We start from the raw sequence: 24462 nt of genomic DNA, 5'->3' as shown, positions 1-24462 counted from the left end.
GAACCTCATCACCGGCGACTTTGCCCGCAGCAAGGGCGCCACCACCGCCGGCGTGCGGCCGGAGCATCTGCTGCTGTCGAAGGAAAGCGGGCTGTGGCAGGGCAAGGTCACGGTTGCCGAACATCTCGGATCGGATACCTTCCTGCATCTCGAGGTGTCAGGCATCGGCCCGATCACCGCAAGGACCGATGGTGAGTTCGAATGCAAACATGGCGATACCGTCTTCATCACCCCCGACGAGACCAAGATACACAGGTTTGATGAGAAGGGTGTGGCGATCTAGGTGCTGGCTTTCACAAGGCTTTTCATTCACAGCGGACCCGCAGGCGCGTGGAGCTTACCCCCTCTGCCCTGCCGGGCATCTCCCCCTCAAGGGGGAGATCGGCAAGAGGCTCTTTCATCGCTTCACTCGCAAGCTTAGAGATGTGCGAGACTTTGCCGCAGATCGATCTCCCCCCCTTGAGGGGGAGATGCCCGGCAGGGCAGAGGGGGGTAAGCCTCACGCCTCCCCGATCCTCACACCATTCCGATCAAAGACATGCAGCCTTTCCTGCGGGAAACCGACCCGCAGGGACTTGCCCGGCTGCAACAATGCCCGGTCTGATGAAAACAGCTTGAAGGGCAATCCATGCACGGTGAGGTGCAGGATGACGCCGAGGCCGGTTGGCTCGACCAGATCGACGGTTGCCTCCACACCGCCTTCAGCCGGCGCTACGGTGACATGTTCCGGGCGGATGCCGAGCGTGACCGGCTCGCCATCGGCGAGGTCCACTTCCCGGCCAAGTGCAAGGCGCGTGCCGTCACCCAGCACGACGAAACCGCCGCCATTCTCCTGCACGAGCCGTCCTTCGAGGAAATTCATGCCGGGCGAACCGATGAAACCAGCGACGAAGAGATTGGCGGGACGATCGTAAAGATCGAGCGGCGCGCCGATCTGCTGCACATGGCCGGCATTCATGGCGACGATACGTGAGGCAAGCGTCATCGCCTCGATCTGGTCATGGGTGACGTAAACCGAGGTTGCGCCAAGATCGGCATGCATGCGTTTGATCTCGGCCCGCATCTGCTCGCGCAGCCGGGCATCGAGGTTGGACAGCGGCTCGTCAAACAGGAAGGCCTTTGGCTGGCGCACGATGGCGCGGCCCATGGCGACGCGCTGACGCTGGCCACCGGAGAGCGCCTTCGGGCGGCGGGCGAGATAGGGATCGAGGCCAAGTTTCGCGGAAGCACCGGCCACCGCCGCCGCGATGGTTTCCTTCGGGCTGCGGCGCAGGCGCAGGCTATAGCTCATATTGTCGGCAACGCTCATATGCGGATAGAGCGCATAGGACTGGAACACCATGGCGATATCGCGATCCTTCGGCCGGCGATCATTGACGCGTTCGCCATCGATGGACAGGTCGCCGGATGTTATCTCTTCAAGGCCGGCGATCATGCGCAGCAGCGTCGATTTTCCGCAGCCGGAGGGACCGACGAGGACGATGAACTCGCCATCCCTGATATCAAGATCGACGCCATGCAGCACGGCGAGGTCGCCATAGGTCTTGCCGACATTCTTCAGCTCGATGGAAGCCATGGGATTATCCTTTCACCGCGCCGGCCGTCAGGCCCTGCACGAGATAACGTTGAATGAGCAGGAAGAAGAGGCAGGCCGGAATGAGCGCCAGAACGCCCGCCGCCATCATCTGCCCGAAATCGACAGAGAATTTCGAAACGAAGGTCAGAAGGCCAACCGGAAAAGTGGCGCTCTGGTTGCCGGAAATCAGCATCAGCGCAAACAGAAGCTCGCTCCACGCGGCGGTGAAGACGAAACCGAGCGTCGCGGCAATACCCGGCAGCGTCAGCGGCAGAATGATCTGGCGGAAGGCCGTAAACCGGCTCGCCCCGTCGATCATCGCCGCCTCTTCCAGATCCTTCGGAATGCCATCGAAGAACGACTGCATCAGGAAGGTGGCGAAAGGCACGTTGAAGGCGGTATAGACGATGACCAGACCCGTCAGGCTGTTGGTGAGGCCGAGGGGCGACAGCATCTTGAAGATCGGCGCGACCAGCATGACCAGCGGGAACATCTGGGTGATCAGCATCAGGGCGACGATCCAGTATTTGCCCTTGAAACGGAAGCGTGACAGCGCGTAACCCGAGAGCGAAGAAAGTATCGTTACGGCAATTGCCGTGGAGCCCGCGACGATGACGCTGTTCTTAAAAAACGTCGGGAAGGCACTGTTTTCTATGACGAAACGATAATGATCCCAGGTCGCCCGCGATGGCCACATCCTCACACCTTCGCTATAGAGCAGATCATTCGGCGTCACGGACACCTTGAGCAGCCAGAACAGTGGGAACAGTGCAAAGGCGATATAGGCAAGGATCGCCAGGCGATGGGCAAGGGTGAGAAATATCCTTGAGGTCATCGGTCAGTCCTTCTCGATCAGGCGCTGGCGCAGCAGCACGATCAGCATGGAATAGGCAAGCAGCAGCACCAGCAACACCAGCGCGATGGCCGAGGCATAACCGAAATCGAGACGCCGGAAGGCCTGCGTGAAGATGTAGCTGGCGACGATCTGCGTGCGGTCGGCCGGTCCGCCATTGGTCATGACGATGATGAGATCGGCGAAATTGGCGATCCAGACGGTGCGCAGCAGGATGGTGATGGCGATGGTGGGCGCCAGAAACGGCAGGGTGATGGAGATGAAACGCTGCAGCGGGTTGGCCCCGTCAATTTCCGCCGCCTCATAAAGATCGCGCGGGATGGCCTGAAGTGCGGCAAGCAAGGTGATGGCGAAGAAGGGAATGCCCCACCAGACATTGGCGATGATCGGCCCCCACATGGCAAGCTGCGGATCGGCGAGGATATTGTTGGGTGCGGATAACAGCCCGAGCGAGACCATCCAGTGCGGCAGCGGCCCGATGACCGGGTTGAACAGCCATGCCCAGTTGAGACCGGCAAGGAAGGTCGGCACGGCCCATGGCAGGAACACCAGCGCCTGCGCCAGCCCCCTGCCCGCAAAGGGTTTATCGAGCAGCAGCGCCAGAATGAGGCCGAAGAAGAATTGCAGGAAAACCGAAGCGCCCGTCCACCACAGCGTGTTTTTCAGCGCCCTGTAAAAGGCCGCATCCTGCGACAGCGCCTCCAGATGTTTGAGGCCAACAAAACCGCCGGAAAACGGATTGAGCAGCTGCACATCGCGAAAGGCATAAGACAGGCCAAGCACCAGCGGCACCAGCATGACGGCGACGATGAGCACCAGCACGGGCGCGCTGTAGAGCCAGGGTTCGACCCAATCGGCAAACCGCCGCATCGCGGGCTTGCCAGCTGGTTTGCGCGCGGCCATGGGCCCGGCGCCATGGGCATAGGACATGATTGATCGCTCCTGATCGGACGGCGGGGCAGACAGGTTTTTTTTAAGGCCTCTGGCCAGCCGGTCCGCACGTTTTTCAAATCGGCCTGTCCTTTTCGGCAGCCCGGAAGAACGGCCACGCGGGTTTCGCCCGCGCGGCCAGCCCGTGTCGTTACTTCGAGGCCAGGAACTTCTGCTGCGCCTTGGTCATGTAATCAGCCCATTGCTTGGCAAGGTCTTCCGGCGTGATGTCGCCGAGCAGCGCTTCCTGCGATGTCTTGATCACAAGCGAATCCTTGAAGAAGGCGAATTCCTCAAGATAGGTCGGCATCGTCGTCGGCACGGCGTTCTTGTCGGCCAGTTCGTCGAACCAGCCCTTGAACTGCTCGCTGGCATAGAAGGGGTCCTTCTCCGCCGACTTGTGCACCGGCAGCGCACCGGTCTTCTTGTTCCACTCGATATTGCCTTCCGGCCCTTCAAGCGTCTCGATCAGCTTCCAGGAAAGGTCCTTGTTTTCGGATTTCGACATCATCGACCAGCCGGCGAAACCAATCGTCGGGAAGGTCTTGCCGTCGGGGCCCTTGGGCATGGTCATGACGCCGAAATCTTCCGGCTTCATGCGCTGGGCAATGGCGATCAGCGCATCCGGGTCCTGATCGAGGAAAGCGCAGGTGCCGGAATAAAAGCCGGCGACGATCTCGTTGAAGCCCCAGTTGACGCTGTCCTTCGGCGCATAACCGTTCTTGTAGAGATCGATCACATAGGTCAGGCCCTTCACCCAGCCGGGGCTGTCGAAGGTGGAGGTGCCGTCCTTGGTGAAGAACTCGTTCGAACCGGCCATGGATGCGCCGAACATGACCCAGCCGTTGAGGCCGCCCGGGCCGCCGCGCAGGCAGTAGCCGGATTTGCCGGGAAGGGCTGCGACCTTCTTGGAGGCATCGGCAAATTCCTCGAGGGTCTTCGGCGGCTCCTTCACGCCGGCTTCGGCCAGCAGTTTCTTGTTGTAGAACATGGCGCGCAGGTAGAAACCATAGGGCAGCATATAGGCCGTGTCCTTGACATCGCGGCCGAGTTCGAGCGTGCGCTCGCTCAGGCCCGCGGTGTGCTCCCACTTGGCAAGATAGGGCTCAAGGCTCTCCAGCATGCCGTTATTGGCATAAAGCGACAGCCATGTGTCGGGCATTTCCATCACGTCAGGCACATCGCCGGCCGAGACCATGGTGGCGAATTTCTGGAAGGCTTCGCTCCACGGCAGGGAGATGATTTCCACCTTGGTGCCGGGATTGGCGGCCTCGAATTTCGAGACGATGCCTTTCAGCGTTTCCGTCCGCTCGGGACTTGTGATGACCTCGACCAGTTTCAAGGTCGTGTCCGCCAGCGCCGTTCCGGTCATCAGGGCGGTGAAGATTGCTGCTGTTACCAGTTTTTTCATGTCGTTCTCCCCTTTTTTGTCGTCAGTTTAAAAACGCGTCAGGCGGCGGAGGCCGCTTTGATCGCCGGTTCGAGATCGTTCCAGAGGGCTTCCGTGCCCTCCAGCCCGACATGCAGGCGCACCGAACGCGCGCTGATGCCGAAGGTGTGGGCAGAGTTTGGCTGCGCCTTCTGTTCGAGCACCACTTCGCCGGGGACGATCAGGCTTTCATGCCCGCCCCAGGAAACACCCAGTTTGAAAAGCGTGAGGCGGTCGGCAAAAGCGCGCACATCCACGCCTTCCCTAAAGATGAAGGAAAACAGGCCTGACGTGCCGTGAAGGCCGGGCGGCAGGCGGTTCGCCAGCCCCGGATGGCAGACCTTCTCCACCACATCCAACGCCTGCAGGCGGGTTGCGATATCAAGCGCCGAGGCCTGATGCGCCTTCATGCGCAACGGCAGCGTGCGAAGCCCGCGAATGAGCAGCCAGGCATCGAAGGGCGACATCTTGCCGCCGAGATAGGGATAGGTTTCCGCCCGGATGCGGTCGATCATCGCCTTCGAACCGGCCACCACGCCGGAGACCACATCGCTATGGCCGCCGAGATATTTCGAGGCCGAATGCACGACGAGATCAACGCCGAGCGAGATCGGCTGCTGGAAGACCGGGCTTGCCCAGGAATTGTCGATGACGGTGACGGCGCCATGCCGCTTGCCGATGGCGGCAAGCGCGCCGACATCATGGGCTTCCATCACCCAGCTCGTCGGGCTTTCCATGTAAAACAGCTTTGCACCCGGCATCGCCTTTTCAACCGCCGCCTCATCGCGACCATCCACATAGACGACCTCGATATTCATGCGCTGCATGAAGGTGCCGAACAGGCGGAATGCATCGGGATAGACATGGCGCACGGCGACGATCCGGTCGCCCGGCGAAACGAAGGACAGCACGGTGGAGGAAATGGCCGACATGCCGCTTGCAAAACCGAGCGCATCTTCGGCCCCTTCCAGCTTCGCCAGCATCTCTTCAAACAGCCGCACGGTGGGGTTCAGCCCGCGCGTATAGACCGGCCGCACCTTTTCGCCGCGATAGGTGGAAACCATTTCGTCATAGCTGGAAAAGGTGAAAAGCGAGGTCTGCACGATGGGCGGCACCACGGCTTCGAAGGCGTGGGCCTCGTCATGCGCAACGATAAATGAGGCGGGATCGAAGAGATCGTTGCCATGGTTCATTTCGACATGTCCTTGATATCCTCCTCGACGACGGCGAGGATTTTCAGTGTTTCTTCACGGGCGGTCTCGGCATCACCGGCGGCGATGGCGTTGAACAGCGTGCGGTGAAAGGGAAAGGAGCGACCGGCGAAATCCGGGCGGTCGAACGGCTTCGACCAGAAGCGTTCGAAGCCTTCGCGCATCTGCTCCAGAAGCTGCTTGAACAGCGTATTATGGGTGGCATCGTAGATTGACAGATGGAAGGCAAGGTCGGCCTTGCCGGAGGTTCCCTCGGCCAGATGCACCCGCTCCATCTCGTCAAGCCGCGCTTCCATCGTGGCGATATCGTCTGCCGTGCGGCGGCGCGCAGCGGCCATGGAGGCTTCCACCTCGATGCCGCGCCGCACTTCCAGCGTCATCAGCAGCGCATCGCGCAGGCTTTCGGCATCGATGGAAATCGGCATATGCACGGTGGCGGCGGAAATTGGCTTCAGCAGGTAATTGCCGCTGCCCTTGCGGCTGTCGATGACACCGAGCGCCTGAAATTTACGGATGACTTCGCGGATGGTGGAGCGCCCGACACCCAGCGCCACCATCAGTTCGCGTTCAGCGGGAAGCCGGTCTCCGGCCTTCAGCCCTGCCCTCTCGACATAATCGGAAAGCGCTGCCTCGACCTGGCGCACGCGGTCGCTCGGCGGAATCGGCTGCATGAGTTCCCGGCTGGACCTGTCCAAGACGCACCCTCTAAATTGGTCTGACATCTTACCATTTCAAAGGGCGGATCGATTGTCAACGGGCAAGCGCGGAACACACACAAGACAAGATTCGCGGCGACAGACAAAAAAATAGGGAGGGTGACACAGGCCACCCTCCCCAGGCTCATAGCGAAATGACGGAGCTTACTGGCTGAGCACCGCCGCCTTGATGGTCTGGATATTGTGGTTGATCATGTCGATATAGGTCGCGGCCGGGCCATCGGCGGTGGAAAGCGCGTCGGAATAGAGCGTGCCGCCAACCTTCAGGCCGGTTTCGCTGGCGATCTGGTCGATCAGCCGCTTGTCGGTGATGTTTTCGACGAAGATCGCCGAAGCCTTGTCGTGTTTGACCTGATCCACGAGCTTGGCGACATCAGCGGCCGAAGCTTCGGATTCCGTCGAGATGCCCTCGGGCGCCAGGAAGTTCAGTCCATAAGCGTGCTCGAAATAACCGAAGGCGTCATGCGAGGTGATGATGACGCGCTTTTCCGGCGGGATGGCGGCGATTTCGGTCTTCACCTTCTCGTTCAGAGCGGCAAGCTTGGCGATATAGGCATCGGAATTGGCGGTGTATGTGGCGCAACCGGCCTTGTCGACCTCGCAAAATGCGCCGGCAATGTTCTTCACATAGATTTCCGCGTTCTTGATCGACTGCCAGGCATGCGGGTCGAATTCACCGTGATGGTGGTGTCCCTCATGACCGTGGTCGTGGCCGGCTTCTTCAGCCTTGTGGTCGTGGCCTTCCTCTTCTTCCGCTTCCGGATGGGCATGGCCGGCCGGCTCTTCGGAAAGTTTCAGCGGCTCGACACCCTTGGTCAGTTCAACGACCGGCGCCTTGGTGCCGCTGGTATCAATCAGCCGCTTCAGGAATCCTTCAAATTCCAGGCCATTGACCAGCACGACGCCAGCCTTGCTGACGGCAACCGCATCGGCCGGACGCGGCTCATAGACATGCGCATCGCCATCCGGACCCACGAGCGTGGTGATCTCGACGCGGTCGCCGCCGACATTTTTGGCGAAATCGGCGATGATCGAGAAGCTGGCCACGACTTTGATTTCGGCAGCCGAAGCCTGCGCAATCAGGACCGGGGAAAGGGTAAGAAGGCTTGCGCAGGTGGCAAGACGGAGGGTTCTGAACATGAAGGTTCTCCTTTTTTCGAACGCTGTTTTCAGGCCGTTCTGTGGCGGCCGGAACCGAGAAGATCGCCGAGCAAGCCGCGCGTGCCGACGAGAATGGAGAGCGCGTAGATAACGCCCGCCGAAAGGATGATCGCCGGGCCCGAGGGCAGCGACGCGTGATAGGACAGGATGAGGCCGGCAAAGCAGGAAACCATGCCGATGCCGATCGAGATGAAGCACATGGGTGCCACGCGGTTGGACCAGAACCGGCTGGCGGCGGCGGGCAACATCATCAGGCCGACCGAAAGCAGCGTTCCGAGCGCCTGAAAACCACCAACCAGATTGAGCACGACGATGGCGAGGAAGAGGAAATGCACCGGGCTGCCCCAGTTGCTGACCGAGCGTAGAAACAGGGGATCGAGGCATTCCGCCAAAAGCGCCCGCCAGAAGGTGATCATCACCACCAGCGTCACGATGCAGATGCCGCTGATGAGGCTGAGCGCCTCGTTGTTCAGCGCCAGCACGGTGCCGAACAGCACATGCATGAGATCGACGCTGGAGCCGCGCCACGAAACGAGCAAAACGCCGAGCGCCAGTGAAATCAGATAAAAGGCGGCAAGCGAGGCGTCCTCCTTCTGGACAGTGAAACGCGACACCGCACCGGCCCCCAGCGCCACCACGAGGCCGACCACCAGCCCGCCAATCGTCATCGGCAGGATTTCCAGCCCGTAAAACAGAAAGCCGACGGCCGCCCCCGGCAGGATGGCGTGCGACATGGCATCGCCCGTAAGGCTCATGCGCCGCAGCATCAGGAACACCCCGACCGGCCCGCAGCTGATGGCAAGGATCAAGGCGCCGGCAAGCGCCCGCTGCATGAAGACATATTGAACAAAGGGTTCGATGAAGAAATCAGCCATGGGCATTCGAATTTGCGTGGGAGTGGATGTGGGAATGGGATGATGCCGCTCGCGGCCCGGCATCGAGCGCATCGATCGCCGGTGCATTGGTCACTGGCGCATTGTTCCTTGGCGCATCACCCGGCGCGCACCACGGTGCATTTTCCTCCCATGCCTCGTGGAAATGCCGCGCCTGGCGCATGTTTTCCGGCTTAAGGACATCGGCTGTCGGGCCAAGGCCGACGAGACGCCGCGCGAGAAACAGGGTCTGGGGGAAATGCTGCCGCACCAGCTGATGGTCATGCAGGACGGCGAGCACCGTGCGGCCTTCCGCAACCCATGCCTTGATCAGCACCAGAAGATCGGTGACGGTGCGCTCATCAACGGCATTGAAGGGCTCATCCAGCAGGATCAACTGCGCGTCCTGCAACATGGCGCGGGCAAACAGGGCACGCTGCATCTGGCCACCGGAGAGCGAATCTATATTGCGCTTTTCAAAGCCGGAAAGCCCGACCGCTTCCATCACCCGGCCCATCGCCGCTTTGTCCTCAGAACGGTGGCGGCCAAGCAGGCCGCGCCTGGGCCAGAGACCCAGCGCAACGAGATCGCGCACCTGAGCCGGGAACGACCTGTCGAGTTCCGATTGCTGCGGCAGATAGGCGACGGAAATGCCTGCGCTGATCCGGCACTCACCGCCGAGCGGTTTCAAGATGCCGGCGATACCCTTCATCAGCGTCGATTTGCCCGAGCCATTGGCGCCGACAACCGCGGTGAGCGATCCCTTGGTGATATCGCCATCCAGATGATGCACGGCCGCACGGCCGGCATATCCAAGCGTCAGATTTGTGAAGGTGAGGCACGGATCGCTCATCGATCCCTCCTGGGCGGGGTTTCATTCGGACCCTTGATATGTAATGTTATTACATTCGTCAAACGAATACGTAATGAAATAACATTAACTATTGGAAAGTCAGAGCGGCACGCTGGTGGGCAGAGACCTCACGCTTCCGCAGATGCTTTTTTTCCAAAGCCCGTTGACATGTCGCGTATATGTAATGTTATTACGTTACACAACTGGAACCGGCACTCCAAAAATCCTCCGTTTCCAGATCGCCTGCCGTGGTCGTCATAACGCCCACGCGACTGTTGCCACAGAACGAGGTCCCCATGAAAAAACTCCCCGTCACCGTCCTCTCCGGCTTTTTAGGCGCTGGCAAAACCACCCTCCTCAACCACATCCTCGCCAATCGTGATGGCCTGCGCGTGGCGTTGATCGTCAACGATATGAGTGAAATCAATATCGATGCGGCGCTGGTGCGGGATGGCGGCGCCAATCTCTCGCGCACCGAGGAACAGTTGGTGGAAATGACCAATGGCTGCATCTGTTGCACGCTGCGCGACGACCTCTTGACCGAGGTGCGTGCGCTCGCCGAACAGGGCCGCTTCGATTATCTGCTGATTGAATCCACCGGCATCGCCGAGCCGCTTCCCGTGGCCGCCACCTTCGATTTCCGTGACGAGAACGGCCGCAGCCTGTCTGATGTCGCGCAGCTGGATACGATGGTAACGGTGGTGGATGCCGCCAATCTTCTCAATGATTATGGTTCATCCGATTTTCTGGCCGACCGGGGCGAAACGGCGGGTGATGGCGACAACCGCACCATCGTCGACCTTCTGGTCGAGCAGATTGAATTTGCCGATGTGGTCGTCCTCAACAAGATCGGCACCGCCACGCCCGAGGAGCGGGATGCGGCCCGCAAGATCATCGTCGGGCTGAACCCGGATGCGAAACTCATCGAGGCGGATTTCGGCAGGGTGGAACTGAAGGAGGTACTCGGCACCGGTCGCTTCGATTTCGCCAGGGCCGAAGAACATCCCCTGTGGTTCAAGGAACTGCACGGCTTCAAGGACCACATTCCCGAAACCGAGGAATATGGCATCCGCTCCTTCGTTTACCGCGCCAAAAAACCGTTCGACCCCGTACTGTTCCAGCGCTTTATCGATCGTGCCTGGCCGGGGGTGGTGCGCGCCAAGGGCTTTTTCTGGCTGGCGACACGGCCACGTTATGTCGGCGAGATCAGCCAGGCGGGCGCATTGGTGCGCACCGGCAAGATGGGCCTGTGGTGGTCCGCCGTGCCCAAGGAGCAATGGCCGCGTGAAAAACAGTTTATCGACATGATGAAGCCCTATCTAGATCCGGTCTTCGGCGACCGGCGACAGGAGATCGTCTTCATCGGCTCCGACCCGATGAGCGAGGCCCGCATCCGCGCCCAGCTCGATGCCTGCCTGATCGACACCGAAGCCTTCACGCCCGACGCATGGCGACACCTGCCGGACCCCTTCGCCAACTGGGACAGACAAGCCGCCTGACAGGACCGGGGCGGTGTGCTGTACATCCAGCGTTCCCCTGCCCGTCACCTACAAAAAAGAGCCGCGTTACGCGGCTCCTATCCGGAGGCCCGCTCGAAAGCGGGCCTTTTATTTTAGCCGGGTTCTTATCCCTGCGATGCCTCTACCTGCGGCACCACACCCCGGCGCGACGCCATGAGCGATGCGCCGAGAAGGGCAGAAATTGCCACGAAGACGAAGACCATCGTTGCCCCCTGCAGATCGATCAGCAGGCCGCCGAGAACCGCGCCGCTGGAAATGGCGATCTGGAAGGTGGTGAGCAGCAGCGCGCCGGCACTTTCCGCCTCATCCGAAGCTACGCGGGTGATGAAGCTCTGCACACTGACCGGAAGCGCGCCGAAGGCAAAACCCCAGGAAGCGATGGCGACACCCGCAACGACGGGAGATGCGCCGGCAATCACCAGAATGGAGGCCGAAGCGGCAATCAGCGTCGCGGCGAAGGTCACGGCCCATGCCGTGTTCTTCTCGGCAAGGAAACCGCCGAAGAGATTGCCGAAGAAACCACCGATGCCATAAACCAGAAGAACGAGGGAAATCGCTTCGACGCCGAGCTGCGGCACGTCCTCCAGGAACGGGCGAACATAGGTGAAGCCGGCGAAGTGACCCGCAACGATGAACAGCGTTGTCAGAAGGCCGATCCGGACCTGCGGCCGCTGCAGCAGCCGGAACATGGTGGAAAGACCGGGTGCGCCGGCCGGCGGCAGAGACGGAATGGTGAGCAGCTGCACGGCAAGTGCGATAACACCGAGCACACCCGCAACCACGAAGGCCGCGCGCCAGCCGAGCGTCGCGCCGATCCATGCGCCCACCGGTGCGGCACAGACGGTGGCGACTGAAACCCCTGTCAGGATGATGGCCATGGCACGCGGCATCTTGTCGAGCGGCACGAGCCGCAGCGCCAGCGCCGCCGACATGGCCCAGAAACCACCAAGGCCGATGCCGAGCAGGACGCGCGATGCAAACAGCATGAAAAGCCCGTTGGCAAAGGCGGCAAGCGTGCTGGAAATGATCAGCAGCGTGGTGAGCCCGAGAAGTGTCCAGCGGCGGTCAATGCCGCGTGTGCCGATGACGACGCCGGGGCCGGCAACCGCCGCAACCAGTGCGGTGACGGTGATGGATTGCCCGGCAATGCCGGAGCTGATGGCAAGATCTTCCGATAGCGGCGTCAGAAGGCTGACCGGCAGAAATTCCGCCGTCACCAGCCCGAAGACACCGAGCGAAAGCGAAACCACGGCGGCCCACTTCGCATCCGGCTCTTTTCTCCGCGGCACATATTCGAGTTCGTTTATGGTCCGGTTATTCATGAAAATCTCCTGATGCGCATTGCCAGAATGCGCCCTGAAATGGAAGGGCAAGACGATGAAACCGCTGGGAGGCCGGTTCAGCGCCCGCAAATCGATGGTCATAAGCTATGCGTGACACCCCGGCGTTTCCATGCTAGAAAATCCGTATTCCTTAACCAATCGTCCGAATTTGCGAGATGTCATGAATGATGCCCTGACGGAAATGCTGCGAGGTCTGAGGCTTGACGGCGTGGAATATGGCCGCTGCCGCATGGCCACCCCCTGGGCCACCGCCTTTCCCGAACAGGAAGCGGCGCGGTTTCATTTTATCGGCGTCGGCCAGGCGAAGCTGCGAAAGCCTTCCGGCGAATGGCTGATGCTTAAATGCGGCGATGCCGTGCTTCTGCCGCGCGGGCACGCCCATGTGCTTGCCAGCGGCGAGAATGTGACGCCCTCGCCCTTTGACCGTTTCGGCAAAAAGGAAGTCTGCCAGGGCATTTTCGACATGCAATGCGCCAGCGCCGGCGGCGATACCGTGGCCTTTACCGCTTCCATGCGTTTCAACATGGATAATCTGCACCCGCTGCTGCAGCTGATGCCGGATGTGATGCTGACCAGCGACCTGGCCAAAAGCGACCCGGCCATTCCCCACCTGCTGGAAGCCATGGCGCGCGAAGTGGAGCTGAACCGCGTCGGCGCCGGTGGCATTCTGGCAAGGCTTGCCGATGTGCTGACCGCGACCCTGATCCGCACCTGGGTGGAACATGGCTGCGGCGATTCCAGCGGCTGGCTGGCCGCCGTGCGCAATCCCGAACTCGGGCGGGTGCTGGCCGCCATCCACCTCACCCCGGAAAAGGACTGGAGTGTGGAAGAGCTTGCCTCGCTGATGGGCGCATCCCGCTCCAGTTTCGCGGAACGTTTCACCCGCGTGGTGGGTGAAAGCCCGGCGCGGTATGTGGTGCGCGTGCGCATGCATCAGGCACGGTTATGGCTGCGCGAAGGCATGCGCGTGACGCTCGCTGCGGAAAAGCTCGGTTACGATTCCGAAGCCTCCTTCAGCCGCGCCTTCAAACGGGTGCTCGGCGCGCCACCCAGCCAGTTCCGCCGCAAGGATACGGCCGGGCTGGAGGATGCGGCTTAAAAGCTTCGGACAAACCGGGTAAGGATAGTGTGTGAGAACAGATCCGCCTGAAGCGGAAGGGCACCATCCGGGGAGCATCCACCATGAGCATGGCCGACGACGCCCGTTTCTGGAACCGGTCAGCACGGAAATATGCGAAAGGCAGAATTTCAGACGAGGCCGGATATGCGCGCACGCTGGAGCGGACCCGCGCCCTGCTGAAACCCGACGACAACATACTGGAACTGGGCTGCGGCACCGGGACGACGGCGATCCGGCTGGCGGCTAGTGTCAAAGACTACCTCGCGACGGATATTTCCGCCGACATGATCGCAATTGCCAAAGAGAGACAACAAGCCGCCGGTTCTCTCCACAACCTCACCTTCAGCACAACGACTGCGGAAGCGCTTGTGCCGGGCGACAGGCAGTTCAACGCGGTACTGGGTTTCAACTATCTTCATCTGGTCCGCGACCTGCCCGGCACGCTGCGGCACATTCATGCCCTGCTTGCCCCGCACGGCCTGCTCATTACCAAGACCCCCTGTGTCGGCGATATGAACCCGCTTATCCGCCTTGTCCTGCCCGCGATGCGGGCAATCGGCAAGGCGCCCTATGCCGGCGTGTTCAACGCGGCCGAACTTGGCCGGCATATAAACGCCGGTGGTTTCGACATTCTGGCGACGGAAATTCATGCAACGAAGGGCAATGACAACCGCCCTTACATCGTGGCGCGCAAGAGGTGAGCTGAGCCGCCTTCTCAGTGAAAATTGCGGGAAATGACCTTTATCCGCTCGACCGCATCGTCATCATGGTCGGCGGGCGGCGGGCGTTTCCTGATAACGCGGTGATCATCCGGCGGCATGCCGTGATGAAACTCGTCACCACGCCCATGCGGCAGGGGAAAGGCGTGGTTGCGCTCGCCCACGCTTGCCAGGGCCTGCGACAGATCGGTCAGCCGGTGGGCGACCAGATGCACCACCTCACCTTCCCGCTGGATCTTGCCGTAAATGCCGACCATGCCGGCGGACAACACCACGCGGCGGTATTTTTCGAAGGTTTTGACCCACAGCACCGCATTGGCAATGCCCGTCTCGTCCTCCAGCGTCATGAAGATCACGCCCTTTGCCGAACCGGGGCGCTGGCGCACCAGCACCAGACCGGCCGTTTCCAGCCATGTGCCATCCCGAACGCGCACCGCCTCCGCACAGGTGACAATGCGGCGGCGGGAAAGATCATGCCGCAGGAAGGTCATGGGGTGTTCGCGCAGCGTCAGCCCCACATGGCCATAATCCTGCACCACCTCGCCACCATCAGTCATGGGCCGGAGCGCAACGGAGGGTTCCTGAAGCTCTTCGATAACGGCATTTTCCCTGATGGCAGCGGCGGCGAAAAGCGGCAGCGGCTCATCCCGCAGGGCCTTGATGGCCCAGAGCGCCTCGCGCCTGGCAAGCGAAAGCGCCGGCAAAAAGGCATCGGCCTCCGCCAGACAGACAAGGGCGGCGGCCGGAACACCCGCCCTTCGCCACAGATCATCGACGGAGGCAAAGGGCCGATCCTGCCGGGCGGCGACGATTTTTGCAGCATGGTCATTGGAAAGCCCCTTCACCATGCGCAGGCCAAGCCGCACGGCAAAGCGCTCCTCACCCTTGCCATTCTTCTTGCCCGTAGGCTCAAGCGTACAATCAAAGCGGCTGTTATTAACGCAGACCGGACGCACCTCGACACCATGATCACGCGCATCGCGCACGATCTGCGCCGGGGCGTAAAAACCCATGGGCTGCGAGTTGAGAAGCGCCGTACAGAAAATATCGGGATGATGGCATTTCAGCCATGAGGAGGCGTAAGCAATCAGCGCGAAGGAAGCCGCGTGGCTTTCGGGGAAACCATAGCTGCCGAAACCTTCCAGCTGCTTGAAGATGCGTTCGGCGAATTCCTGCTCATAACCGCGCTCTACCATGCCCGTGACCAGTTTCTCCCTGAATTTGGAAATGGTGCCGACATTCTTGAAAGTCGCCATGGCCCGGCGCAGCTGGTCCGCTTCATCCGCGGTGAAACCGGCGCAATCCATGGCGATCCGCATCGCCTGCTCCTGAAACAGCGGAACACCCATCGTCTTTCCCAGGACGCTTTCAAGTTCTTTTTTCGGAAAAAGGACCGGCTCCTTTCCCTGCCGGCGGCGTAGATAGGGATGCACCATATCCCCCTGAATGGGGCCGGGGCGAACGATGGCAACCTGAATGACGAGGTCGTAAAACTCCTTCGGCCTCAGGCGCGGCAGCATCGACATCTGCGCCCGGCTTTCAATCTGGAACGTGCCGAGCGTATCGGCCTTCTGGATCATGGCATAGGTAGGCCCGTCATCCGGCGGCATGGCGGCGAGATCATATTTCTCGCCCGTGCGTGCCTCCAGCATGTCGAAGCCGCGCTTCATGCAGGAGAGCATGCCAAGCGCCAGGCAATCCATCTTCATGAACTTCACGACATCGATATCGTCCTTGTCCCATTCGATGATCTGGCGATCATCCATGGCGGCGGGTTCGATCGGCACCAGTTCGTCCAGCCGGTCATGGGTCAGAACAAAGCCGCCCGGATGCTGGCTGTGATGGCGCGGTGTGCCCACAAGCTGGTTGGCCAGTTCGAAGGCAAGCTTCAGGCGGCGATCCTCCATATTGAGGTTCAGTTCCTTTACCTGCTTTTCACCCACCCCTTCGCTCCAGCGCCAGACCTGCGAAGACAGAAGCTTGGTCAGGTCTTCCGGCAGGCCCAGAACCTTGCCGACATCGCGCAGCGCCCCACGCCCGCGATAACGGGTAACGACGGAGCAGAGTGCGGCCTTGTCACGGCCATAGGTGTCATAGACCCACTGAATGACCTCTTCACGCCGCTGGTGTTCAAAATCTACGTCGATATCCGGCGGTTCTCCCCGGTTCTCGGAAACGAACCGTTCAAAGACGAGATTGCTGAAAAGAGCGGGATCGATGGCGGTGATGCCAAGCACAAAACAGATAACCGAATTGGCCGCCGAACCACGCCCCTGACATAGAATATCTTTTGAACGCGCATAACGGACAATGGCATTCACCGTCAGGAAATAGGAGGCATATTGCAGCCTGCCGACAACCGCCAGCTCATGATGCAACGCCTTTTCCACCTTCTCAGGCAAACCCTTCGGATACCGCCCCGGCACCGCTTCCCATACCATCTTCTCCAGCGCCTGCTGCGCCGTCAGCCCCGGCAGGCTGCGCTCCTCGGGATATTGATAGACCAGTTCCTTCAGCGAAAATTTGCAGCGTTTCGCAATTTCAAGGCTGCGAGAGAGCGCTTCAGGGTAACGGGCAAACAGCCGGTGCATCTCTTCCGGCGGCTTCATATAGCGGTCGGCGTGGCGTTCGCGGCGGAAACCGGCCTCATCGATGGTGCAATTATGACGGATGCAGGTGACGACATCCTGCAGCATGCGCCGTTCCGGCACATGAAAGAGCACGTCATTAGTCACCACGGTCGGCACACCTGCGACCTGCGCCATCTCCGATAGCTCGAAAAGCCGCATCTGGTCGTTGGGGCGTCTTCTGAGGCTGAGTGCCATATAGGCCCGGTCGGCAAAGGCGGCTTTGAGCCGCCGCAGGCGAAGCGCGCAGAGATCATCCGCGAGGTCAGCGAGCAACACGACGATCAGGCCTTCGCCATAGGCAACAAGATCGTCCCAAGCCAGCCGGCATTTGCCCTTGCCGCCTCTTTTCTTGCCGGTGGAAAGCAGCCGGCAAAGCCGCCCGTAAGCCGCACGATCCATGGGATAGGCGAGCACGGAAAGATCATCGTCCAGATCGAGCCGGCAGCCGATGATGAGGCGGATGCCATGATTATTGGCGGCTTCATAAGCGCGGGGAATGCCGGCAAGACTGTTGCGGTCGACAATACCCAGCGCCTCGATGCCGAGGCTTTTGGCCTGTTCGAAAAGCTCTTCGCAGGAGCTTGCCCCGCGCAGGAAGGAAAAATGCGTGGTCACCTGCAGTTCGGCATAACGGGGCGCATTCATGCGAAGACCCCATGGATGAACCAGCCCTGCGAACCCGTTTCGGCATGTTCGCCATCACCGGAGCGGAAAATCCAGAAGCGCTCGCCACCTTCGTTTTCCACCATGAAATAATCGCGTACGGCGGCCTTTTCCCGGTCGCGTTTCCACCATTCGCCGAACACCCGTTCCGGCCCGTCGGCGCGCCTGACATTATGGCGCACGCCTTTCCAGAGGAAATAACGCGGCGGATGGTCGGGCAGCAGCGCCAGCGTCTCGATGGGTTCAGGCCTTGCAAAAAGCCTGACCGGACGCGGCCAGTGGCCGGGCCAACCGAGCGTATCCTCCGCCGCCAGCGCCGCAACTGAAGTAAGGGAACGTTCCGGCACATCGCTTGCCACCGCCGCATAACGATAGACCCGGTGGCCGCGATTGAGGATGACATCGACCGTATCGGCGATTTCCGCACGGACTTCCTCCAGAAGCGAAGAACGGGCCTGCGCGGCGATAAGCGGCTCGGCATGGGTGGCGGTCAGCACCATCATCTCGATGCCGAAGCCGGGATCGATAGTGTCGATGCGGTCAGTCAAAAGCCGGACAAGCTGTTTGACATCGCGCACCGGTCTGGACGTGCCGGCCCGTATGGCCTGCAGGCCGCTATCCACCCGGTGCAGCACCAGATCGACCCGGCGCGCGCCGAGGCCGCGTTTTTCCAGCGCGACGCAAAGTTCGGCAACCAGCTTTTGGCTATAACGGGCAATCGTTTCCGCCGCTGCGATGGGTTCGGGAAAGGCGCGCCGCACCTCCACCAGTTCGGCCACGCGCACCGGTTCGATGGGTTCGCCGATCTCGCCGAGCGCCTGGGAAAGACGGCGAACGATCTCGGGGCCGAAACGCAGGGTCAGCGGCGCGCGCGGGGCTTCGGCAAGCTCGCCGATGCTGCGGAAACCGAGCACCTTCAGCCCGGAAACGATACGCTCCTCCAGCCTGAGCGCAGCAAGCGGCAAGCCGCTGATCGCCGCCCGCTGCCCGCCCGACGGCACGATGCTGATCGCGTCACGGCTAAAACGCGCCAGCGCATGGGCCGCACCCCAGCTATCGGCAATGGCGGCACGGGCAGAGAAACCGGCGGCATGCAGGCGGTTGACCATGCCGCTCAGCATCAGCGTCTCATTGCCGTGCAGATGATCCGCACCCGCCGTGTCCAGCACCAGCCCGTCGGGTGGGTCGGCGGCGACGATCGGGGCATAGATGCGCAGGAAATGAAAGGCCAGCTGCTGCAGGGCGCGGGCATCACCAGCCGCATCCAGATCTTCAACGAGAAGACCCGGCACCAGCGCCTGCGCCTTGCTGACCGGTGTGCCGGGGCGGATGCCCGCCGCCTTTGCCGCCTTGTCGAGCGCCAGCACCAGCCGGCGGCTGCCCTGACGACCAATCATGACCAGCGGCTTTTCAGCCGGCGGCGCGTTCTTGCCCGAAAGACGCCGGAAACGATCCGTCGGCCATGTCGGCAGGTAGAGCGAGACGACCCTTTGCATCACAGGCTTCCACTTCAAATTCGGCACTTTCGCCGCCGCGACATCGCAAAAGTTCGAGAAACCAGCGCGGCCTGCCCACCCCCGGCACCGGCAGGGGGGATGAAGGCCGCACGGAAATGCGCCAGCGGGTCACCGCCGACGTCGGCTCCCCGAACAGCGCCGCATCGGCTTGACGCCGGAAGCGGCGGATGGCGATGCCGGTAACCCCAGAGGTTTCCGCCGCCAGCTGCAGCCGCCGAGAGGCGGTCATCGGCAGTTTCGCCACTTCACCCATCACCGCGCCGAAACCATTGCAGCGCAAGCCCTCCTCGAAACAGTCGAGCACGCCTTTCTCATCGCGGCATTCAACGATGATGAGCCGGTTCTGCGACAGGCCGGCCTGCGTCAGGCCCGGCATGAACAGATCCCGCCGGGTGACACACCATAAAACCTTGCCGGAAAGCCGTGCCGCCACACCGGCAGCAAACAGCGCTGCCGCTGCCCCATCGGCAGCGCCATTGCCGCCGCCACTCAGCTCATGCAGGCAACCGAGCTTCAGCCCGCCTCCCGGCAGGTGATGGTCGATGGCATCCACGCCGAAAGGCAGGGTCTCGTGCAGCCGTTCAGGGCCGTTACCGATCCTTTCCAGCCTTTCACGCAGCTCTTCGACAACGAGCAACTGGTCCGCGCGCTTTTGCATGGCATGACGGTTTTCAATTCCGGATTTTCAATCTTGCTGTTCTTGTTTTGTTCCTATTTCAGCAAAGAGTCAAGCAACAGGCTGTCGCTCATCAACAGTTTGCACGGGAAGAGAGGATTAAGCCCTTGCAGCGCTTCGTCCCGCCGTTAAAACGGAATTGTCCGTTCGCTGCCGTTCTTCTCAAGAGAACCGATGCACCACGGACATCAGGGTTTTGGAGGAAACCGCCGATGATCGCCAGCATTCTGATTGCCGTGGTTGCGGCCATCCACATTTACATCGTCATTCTGGAAATGCTGCTGTGGGAAAAGCCGGCCGGCCGCAAGGCCTTTGGTCTCTCGGCGGATTTCGCCCGGCAGACGAAGGTGCTGGCCGCCAATCAGGGGCTTTATAACGGGTTTCTGGCAGCCGGGCTGATCTATGGGCTCATGCAGGGCGATACCGGGCTGAGCTTCAAGGTCTTCTTCCTTACCTGCGTTCTGGTGGCCGGTATTTTCGGTGCCGTTACCGCCAATACCATGAAGATCCTGTTCATTCAGGCGCTGCCCGCCCTTTTGGCGCTTGGCGCGCTCTGGATTGGAGTGTGAACCGATGACCGCATGGAATGACAGCCGCGCCAAAGACGCCCTCAACCGGATTTTCATGGCGGCAGTCGCAAGCGCCGATCCGGCGAAGGTGCTGCAACACCACCTTCCCTCCCCGCCCAAAGGCCGCTGCGTGGTGGTGGGGGCGGGCAAGGCCTCGGCCGCCATGGCCGCAGCACTCGACAAGGCCTGGGCGGATGTCGATCTCTCCGGTGTGGTGGTGACCCGTTATGGCCATGCCGTCCCAACCTCCCGTATCGAGATTATCGAGGCTTCCCATCCCGTACCTGATGACAAAAGTGCTGAGGCGGCCAAACGCATTCTCGCCGCCGTTGAAGGCCTGACCGCCGAGGACATGGTGATCGCGCTGATTTCCGGCGGCGGTTCGGCGCTGATGGTCGCCCCCGCCGAAGGCATGACGCTTGCCGACAAGATGGCCGTCAATCGTGCCCTCTTGGCCAGCGGCGCGACGATTTCGGAAATGAACGCCGTGCGCAAGCACCTCTCCCGCATCAAGGGCGGACGGCTGGCGCTGGCCGCCAAGCCGGCCAAGGTTGTTTCACTGCTGATTTCCGACGTGCCCGGAGACGACCCCTCCGAAATCGCCTCCGGCCCGACGGTTGCCGATCCAAGCGATATTGAAACCGTGCGGGAAATCGTCTCGCGTTATGAGCTCGATCTTCCCGAAACCGTGCGCAGGGTGCTGGAAAAGGGCGAAGAAACACCGAAGGCCGGCGATATCGACGAGGATGTCAGGATGATCGCGGCCCCCTCGCTTGCCCTGCAGGCGGCGGCGGATGAGGCGGTGAAGCTTGGCCTTACGCCGCTTATCCTCGGCGATTCCCTCGAAGGTGAATCCAGGGATGTCGGCGCGGTCATGGCCGGCATTGCTCTCTCCGCCAGCCGCAAGGGCCTGCCGGTCAAAGGCCCGGCCGTTTTGCTTTCGGGCGGCGAAACCACGGTCACGCTGAACAGGGGAGTTGGCGGCAAGGGACCGGCCGGCAAAGGCGGCCGCAACACGGAGTTTCTGCTGAGCCTTGCACTGACGCTGAAGGGTGCTGACGGCATCTGGGCGATTGCCGGCGACAGCGACGGCATAGACGGCGTGGAGGATGCGGCAGGGGCGGTGGTGACACCGGATACGCTTGCCCGCATGCGCGCTGCCGGTGTCGATCCGCGCCAGTCGCTCGTAAACCACGACAGCTATACCGCTTTCAAAGGGGTCGGTGATCTCGTGGTGACGGGGCCGACGCTGACCAATGTGAATGATATCAGGGCGATCTTGATCGGCTGAAATCGGGAGGGGTGGAGCGGGCCACGGCCATCAGCTGCGCCCACCCGCAGGCACGGCCATTTTGACTATATTCTCGGAGAGGTATAATCTGGGGCATGTCCTTTGGAGCCTCAGCCATGCGTTCTGGAGTGCTCATAGCCGGGCTGATCATGGCCCTCATACCCACCTTGGCGGATGCTCACAATTGCAAATGCCGAAATCGCGGCACCATGTTCGAACTCGGCCAGACATCCTGCCTGAAGGTGGATGGCGGCTCCTATCTGGCGCGTTGCGAGATGAAGCTCAACGTCTCGTCCTGGACCAAGGTTCAGGACGGTTGCCCCGTGACACAACGGCTGCCGCAACAGTCAACACGCATCAATTGATGTCGTTTACGCCCCTGCCCGAAGTGCAAAGAGCGGCGCGTTCTGCGCTTCCACCATGATGGTGATGTCTTCGGCGGCCACCGGTTTCGAAAACAGGTAACCCTGCAACTCGTCGCAGCCGCACAGATGCAGGATGGCGGCCTGTTCTTCGGTCTCGATGCCTTCCGCCGTCACCGGAATATCGAGCGATTTCGCCAGCGCCACGGTGGCCTGCAGCATTTCCAGAGAGCGCCCGCCATGTTCCAGCGCCACGACCAGTGACCGGTCGATCTTCATCCGGTCGAAACCGAAGCGGCGCAGATATCCGACGCTTGCAAATCCGGCACCGAAATCATCAAGCGCAATATGCAGGCCAAGCTGTTTCAGCTTGTCGATCGCAGCACCAGCCCGCTCCGGATGCTGGATGAAATAGCCTTCCGTCATTTCCAGCCGCAACCGTTCGGATGGCGTCTGCGTCGCCGCGAGAATATCCGCCACATGACCGGAAAAGGCGGGATTTCGGAACTGCACGGGTGAAATGTTGACGGATAGCTTGATGGACGGCCATTGCCGCGCCGTCTCGCAGGCCTTGTGCAGAACCATAAGGCCAAGCCGGTCGATGAGGCCACTGGTTTCGGCAGCCGCGATGAAGATATCCGGTGGCACGAAGCCATGCCCCGGCCTTTGCCAGCGCGCCAGCGCTTCCACCCCGGTAATGCAGCGCGTCGCAGCGTTGACGACCGGCTGATAGACCACGGTAATCTCGTCGTTGAGGATGGCGCAGCGAAGATCAGCCTCGAGCTGCAGCTTTTCCTCACGCAGCGCATCCATCTTCAGCTCATAGGAAACGTAACGCCCGCGCCCGTTCTCCTTGGCCTGATACATGGCCATATCGGCCCGGCGCAGCAGTTCCTCGCCATTGATATCACCGGCACGGGAAACCGAGGTGCCTATACTGCAGCCGATGCTCGCCACCCTTTCACCGATGCTGAAGGGTTCGGTGAAAAGTTCGAGCAGCGCCAGACACAGCTTGCGGCCTTCCGACCAGACATCGTTGCCCTGAATGGCGATGGCGAATTCATCGCCGCCGAGCCGCGCCAGCACCGCGCCTTCCGGCACCAGCACCCGAAGTGCTGCCGCCACGCCCTTGATCAGCCGGTCACCGGCGGCATGGCCGTAGGAATCGTTGATTTCCTTGAAACCGTCGAGATCGAGGTAGAGCAGCTTGATATCGGTTCTGTCGTGACGGGCCTTGCCCACCATGCGGTTCAGCTTGGCAAACAGACCGGCGCGGTTGCTGAGCCCGCTCAGGCGGTCGCGCAGCGCCTCTTCCCTTGCTGCCGCCTCATCCGCCTTCAGCCGGTCAAGCGTGGCCGAGCCGATGATGAGCAGTACCAGAAAGAACGTGCCGGCAATACCGAGCGCGGTGAAGACCACCGGCCGCGCCTCGTGGAAACTGACATCGCCCGGCAAATGCGAACGCCAGACGAGCCGCGCCAGCACATCGCCGAGCGGATTGACGATATCCACATGGTTGGCCGAAGGCGCGTCGCCATATTGCAGTTCCAAACCATCGATGACGTAGTTGCGGGCAAGCTTGTCCACCATCGCCTGTTTGAGATGGCGGGCGAAAATCAGATAACGCCGCTCCGCACCAACGGGCGGCAGAGCACCAGACTTCAGCCGCACCAGCGCAACGCCCGTGGCAGCAACGCCATCGTCGGTTTTGACAAAACCGGTGACCTGGGAAGTGATGCCCGGACGCATGGCCTGCACGCGTTCGATCATCTCCTCCAGACCTGCAGCGAAATAGGCGTCAGGCGCCCATGTGACGGGCTTGCCGTTCTGGTAGGCCATGCGAACCCCACCAGCCTCGTCGAGAACGACAGCGGTATCGAAGAGATCGTTGTTGACCGTCATGTCGCCGTAATTGCTGGCTATCCAGTCGAACCTGTCTGGCGCATAGACATATTCGGCGGCATCGTCCCAGGCGGCGTAGTCGTTAAGCGTGGCGCCAAGCTGCTCGCGGAAGGTGACCAGAGCACCCGCCGTGGTCTCGCGGGAGCGGGCATTGTCAAGCAGGTTCGCCTTTTCCCGGACCTGGCTGAGGGCGGACAGCACCAGCGCGGTGACGATGAGAAGCACCAGCGCAAAAGTGGACAATACGATGCCGACGGCGGTTCTGCGCCCGACCGGCAAATATTCCCCAATGTTTCGCGGCGCAATCCGCATAAATTCCCCTTCGAAAGCATCATCTTGCGAAGGAAACATTCAAAAGCCGTTAAACGGCATTGTGACGACGCCCCAAAAAGATACGGGTATAAAACGACAGTCTGGCTGCGAACCTGAAAAATCCTTCCATGAAATGCCGGGGGTTTTTCATAAAAAATGGATTTAAACGCGCGCCACAAAGAAAAAACCTCCCCCGCGAACGGGAGAGGCCGAAACGTCCGCCAGGGCGAACAGGGA

Annotated in this window: 22 protein-coding genes; 8 read left to right on the top strand and 14 right to left on the bottom strand. The window is 61.1% G+C overall.

Annotated features, from left to right (window positions below):
• The coding region (locus EXN68_RS21780) for a TOBE domain-containing protein (RefSeq protein ID WP_142842811.1) at positions 1-283 on the top strand (283 nt) is incomplete at its 5' end.
• 216 nt (positions 284-499) lie between these two features.
• Here EXN68_RS21780 and EXN68_RS21770 read toward each other — a convergent pair.
• The 9 genes from EXN68_RS21770 to aztA all read right to left on the bottom strand — a co-directional run bounded on the left by EXN68_RS21770 (position 500) and on the right by aztA (position 9601).
• Positions 500-1576 carry an ABC transporter ATP-binding protein gene (locus EXN68_RS21770; RefSeq protein WP_142842810.1) on the bottom strand — a complete coding sequence of 359 codons (1077 nt, stop codon included), beginning with the start codon at positions 1574-1576 and terminating at the stop codon, positions 500-502.
• 4 nt (positions 1577-1580) lie between these two features.
• Complete coding sequence (locus EXN68_RS21765) at positions 1581-2411, bottom strand: carbohydrate ABC transporter permease (RefSeq protein WP_035228147.1); 831 nt, start codon at positions 2409-2411, stop codon at positions 1581-1583.
• A 3-nt stretch (positions 2412-2414) separates the two neighbouring features.
• A complete protein-coding gene (locus tag EXN68_RS21760) occupies positions 2415-3359 on the bottom strand; it encodes a carbohydrate ABC transporter permease (RefSeq protein WP_142842809.1) in 945 nt (314 codons plus the stop codon).
• Between the two features lie 151 nt (positions 3360-3510).
• Entirely contained in the window at positions 3511-4770 is a 1260-nt protein-coding gene (locus EXN68_RS21755; RefSeq protein ID WP_127758036.1) for an ABC transporter substrate-binding protein, read from the bottom strand.
• Positions 4771-4808: 38 nt separating this feature from the next.
• Positions 4809-5981, bottom strand: coding sequence for a PLP-dependent transferase (locus EXN68_RS21750; protein ID WP_142842808.1), 1173 nt, complete (start codon positions 5979-5981; stop codon positions 4809-4811).
• Complete coding sequence (locus tag EXN68_RS21745; RefSeq protein WP_161991439.1) at positions 5978-6670, bottom strand: FadR/GntR family transcriptional regulator; 693 nt, start codon at positions 6668-6670, stop codon at positions 5978-5980. Before EXN68_RS21745 ends, EXN68_RS21750 begins: the two co-directional genes overlap by 4 nt.
• A 189-nt stretch (positions 6671-6859) precedes the next feature.
• Entirely contained in the window at positions 6860-7855 is a 996-nt protein-coding gene (aztC, locus tag EXN68_RS21740) for a zinc ABC transporter substrate-binding protein AztC (protein ID WP_142842807.1), read from the bottom strand.
• Positions 7856-7884: 29 nt separating this feature from the next.
• Entirely contained in the window at positions 7885-8751 is an 867-nt protein-coding gene (aztB, locus tag EXN68_RS21735) for a zinc ABC transporter permease AztB (RefSeq protein ID WP_077768092.1), read from the bottom strand.
• Positions 8744-9601: a zinc ABC transporter ATP-binding protein AztA gene (gene aztA, locus EXN68_RS21730; protein WP_142842806.1), complete on the bottom strand. Its 858-nt coding sequence runs from the start codon at positions 9599-9601 to the stop codon at positions 8744-8746. The genes aztB and aztA overlap by 8 nt, the downstream gene beginning before the upstream one ends.
• Before the next feature lie 296 nt (positions 9602-9897).
• Between aztA and zigA the strand changes: the two genes are divergently transcribed.
• The gene (gene zigA / locus EXN68_RS21725) at positions 9898-11100 is read left to right on the top strand and encodes a zinc metallochaperone GTPase ZigA (protein ID WP_142842805.1); all 1203 of its coding nucleotides are present in this window, start codon (positions 9898-9900) and stop codon (positions 11098-11100) included.
• Positions 11101-11225: 125 nt separating this feature from the next.
• Here zigA and EXN68_RS21720 read toward each other — a convergent pair whose 3' ends face one another.
• On the bottom strand, positions 11226-12443 hold the full coding sequence (locus EXN68_RS21720; RefSeq protein ID WP_065117703.1) for an MFS transporter: 1218 nt from the start codon (positions 12441-12443) through the stop codon (positions 11226-11228).
• A 181-nt stretch (positions 12444-12624) separates the two neighbouring features.
• Between EXN68_RS21720 and EXN68_RS21715 the strand changes: the two genes are divergently transcribed.
• Complete coding sequence (locus tag EXN68_RS21715) at positions 12625-13563, top strand: AraC family transcriptional regulator (RefSeq protein ID WP_065117686.1); 939 nt, start codon at positions 12625-12627, stop codon at positions 13561-13563.
• An 83-nt stretch (positions 13564-13646) separates the two neighbouring features.
• A complete protein-coding gene (locus EXN68_RS21710) occupies positions 13647-14285 on the top strand; it encodes a class I SAM-dependent methyltransferase (protein WP_142842804.1) in 639 nt (212 codons plus the stop codon).
• 14 nt (positions 14286-14299) lie between these two features.
• Here EXN68_RS21710 and EXN68_RS21705 read toward each other — a convergent pair whose 3' ends face one another.
• The 3 genes from EXN68_RS21705 to EXN68_RS21695 are packed head-to-tail and all read right to left on the bottom strand — an operon-like array spanning position 14300 to position 19771.
• Positions 14300-17578, bottom strand: a complete 3279-nt coding sequence (locus tag EXN68_RS21705) for an error-prone DNA polymerase (protein WP_142842803.1) — start codon at positions 17576-17578, stop codon at positions 14300-14302.
• Positions 17575-19092 (bottom strand): Y-family DNA polymerase, encoded by a 1518-nt coding sequence (locus tag EXN68_RS21700; protein ID WP_193559541.1) that lies wholly within the window; start codon positions 19090-19092, stop codon positions 17575-17577. The genes EXN68_RS21705 and EXN68_RS21700 overlap by 4 nt, the downstream gene beginning before the upstream one ends.
• On the bottom strand, positions 19007-19771 hold the full coding sequence (locus EXN68_RS21695) for an ImuA family protein (RefSeq protein ID WP_142842802.1): 765 nt from the start codon (positions 19769-19771) through the stop codon (positions 19007-19009). Before EXN68_RS21695 ends, EXN68_RS21700 begins: the two co-directional genes overlap by 86 nt.
• A gap of 230 nt (positions 19772-20001) precedes the next feature.
• Between EXN68_RS21695 and EXN68_RS21690 the strand changes: the two genes are divergently transcribed.
• The 3 genes from EXN68_RS21690 to EXN68_RS21680 all read left to right on the top strand — a co-directional run bounded on the left by EXN68_RS21690 (position 20002) and on the right by EXN68_RS21680 (position 22014).
• Entirely contained in the window at positions 20002-20358 is a 357-nt protein-coding gene (locus EXN68_RS21690) for a DUF1304 domain-containing protein (RefSeq protein ID WP_080820661.1), read from the top strand.
• 4 nt (positions 20359-20362) lie between these two features.
• The gene (locus tag EXN68_RS21685; protein WP_142842801.1) at positions 20363-21649 is read left to right on the top strand and encodes a glycerate kinase type-2 family protein; all 1287 of its coding nucleotides are present in this window, start codon (positions 20363-20365) and stop codon (positions 21647-21649) included.
• Between the two features lie 116 nt (positions 21650-21765).
• Entirely contained in the window at positions 21766-22014 is a 249-nt protein-coding gene (locus tag EXN68_RS21680; RefSeq protein ID WP_161991438.1) for a hypothetical protein, read from the top strand.
• A gap of 6 nt (positions 22015-22020) precedes the next feature.
• Here EXN68_RS21680 and EXN68_RS21675 read toward each other — a convergent pair whose 3' ends face one another.
• Positions 22021-24264, bottom strand: coding sequence for a bifunctional diguanylate cyclase/phosphodiesterase (locus EXN68_RS21675; RefSeq protein WP_161991437.1), 2244 nt, complete (start codon positions 24262-24264; stop codon positions 22021-22023).
• Between EXN68_RS21675 and EXN68_RS27695 the strand changes: the two genes are divergently transcribed.
• Positions 24161-24391, top strand: coding sequence for a hypothetical protein (locus tag EXN68_RS27695; RefSeq protein WP_193559544.1), 231 nt, complete (start codon positions 24161-24163; stop codon positions 24389-24391). The two genes, EXN68_RS21675 and EXN68_RS27695, sit on opposite strands and share 104 nt — an antisense overlap.
• Positions 24392-24462: the final 71 nt, after the last annotated feature.

The sequence above is a fragment of the Martinezella rhizogenes genome (assembly GCF_007002745.1).
GTDB lineage: Bacteria > Pseudomonadota > Alphaproteobacteria > Rhizobiales > Rhizobiaceae > Agrobacterium > Agrobacterium cucumeris.
The sequence above is the reverse complement of the archived record's forward strand: the minus strand, read 5'-3'. Positions and strand labels throughout refer to the sequence as shown.

What these genes read in the sequence shown, in the direction of transcription:
- aztC (WP_142842807.1), bottom strand. Translation starts at nt 7,855, where the DNA reads ATGTTCAGAACCCTCCGTCTTGCCACCTGCGCAAGCCTTCTTACCCTT.
- EXN68_RS21680 (WP_161991438.1), top strand. Translation starts at nt 21,766, where the DNA reads ATGCGTTCTGGAGTGCTCATAGCCGGGCTGATCATGGCCCTCATACCC.
- EXN68_RS21710 (WP_142842804.1), top strand. Translation starts at nt 13,647, where the DNA reads ATGAGCATGGCCGACGACGCCCGTTTCTGGAACCGGTCAGCACGGAAA.
- EXN68_RS21750 (WP_142842808.1), bottom strand. Translation starts at nt 5,981, where the DNA reads ATGAACCATGGCAACGATCTCTTCGATCCCGCCTCATTTATCGTTGCG.
- zigA (WP_142842805.1), top strand. Translation starts at nt 9,898, where the DNA reads ATGAAAAAACTCCCCGTCACCGTCCTCTCCGGCTTTTTAGGCGCTGGC.
- EXN68_RS27695 (WP_193559544.1), top strand. Translation starts at nt 24,161, where the DNA reads ATGCCGACGGCGGTTCTGCGCCCGACCGGCAAATATTCCCCAATGTTT.
- EXN68_RS21700 (WP_193559541.1), bottom strand. Translation starts at nt 19,092, where the DNA reads ATGCAAAGGGTCGTCTCGCTCTACCTGCCGACATGGCCGACGGATCGT.
- EXN68_RS21675 (WP_161991437.1), bottom strand. Translation starts at nt 24,264, where the DNA reads ATGTTTCCTTCGCAAGATGATGCTTTCGAAGGGGAATTTATGCGGATT.
- EXN68_RS21685 (WP_142842801.1), top strand. Translation starts at nt 20,363, where the DNA reads ATGACCGCATGGAATGACAGCCGCGCCAAAGACGCCCTCAACCGGATT.
- EXN68_RS21690 (WP_080820661.1), top strand. Translation starts at nt 20,002, where the DNA reads ATGATCGCCAGCATTCTGATTGCCGTGGTTGCGGCCATCCACATTTAC.
- EXN68_RS21695 (WP_142842802.1), bottom strand. Translation starts at nt 19,771, where the DNA reads ATGCAAAAGCGCGCGGACCAGTTGCTCGTTGTCGAAGAGCTGCGTGAA.
- EXN68_RS21755 (WP_127758036.1), bottom strand. Translation starts at nt 4,770, where the DNA reads ATGAAAAAACTGGTAACAGCAGCAATCTTCACCGCCCTGATGACCGGA.
- aztA (WP_142842806.1), bottom strand. Translation starts at nt 9,601, where the DNA reads ATGAGCGATCCGTGCCTCACCTTCACAAATCTGACGCTTGGATATGCC.
- EXN68_RS21745 (WP_161991439.1), bottom strand. Translation starts at nt 6,670, where the DNA reads ATGCAGCCGATTCCGCCGAGCGACCGCGTGCGCCAGGTCGAGGCAGCG.
- EXN68_RS21760 (WP_142842809.1), bottom strand. Translation starts at nt 3,359, where the DNA reads ATGTCCTATGCCCATGGCGCCGGGCCCATGGCCGCGCGCAAACCAGCT.
- EXN68_RS21765 (WP_035228147.1), bottom strand. Translation starts at nt 2,411, where the DNA reads ATGACCTCAAGGATATTTCTCACCCTTGCCCATCGCCTGGCGATCCTT.
- aztB (WP_077768092.1), bottom strand. Translation starts at nt 8,751, where the DNA reads ATGGCTGATTTCTTCATCGAACCCTTTGTTCAATATGTCTTCATGCAG.
- EXN68_RS21715 (WP_065117686.1), top strand. Translation starts at nt 12,625, where the DNA reads ATGAATGATGCCCTGACGGAAATGCTGCGAGGTCTGAGGCTTGACGGC.
- EXN68_RS21720 (WP_065117703.1), bottom strand. Translation starts at nt 12,443, where the DNA reads ATGAATAACCGGACCATAAACGAACTCGAATATGTGCCGCGGAGAAAA.
- EXN68_RS21770 (WP_142842810.1), bottom strand. Translation starts at nt 1,576, where the DNA reads ATGGCTTCCATCGAGCTGAAGAATGTCGGCAAGACCTATGGCGACCTC.
- EXN68_RS21705 (WP_142842803.1), bottom strand. Translation starts at nt 17,578, where the DNA reads ATGAATGCGCCCCGTTATGCCGAACTGCAGGTGACCACGCATTTTTCC.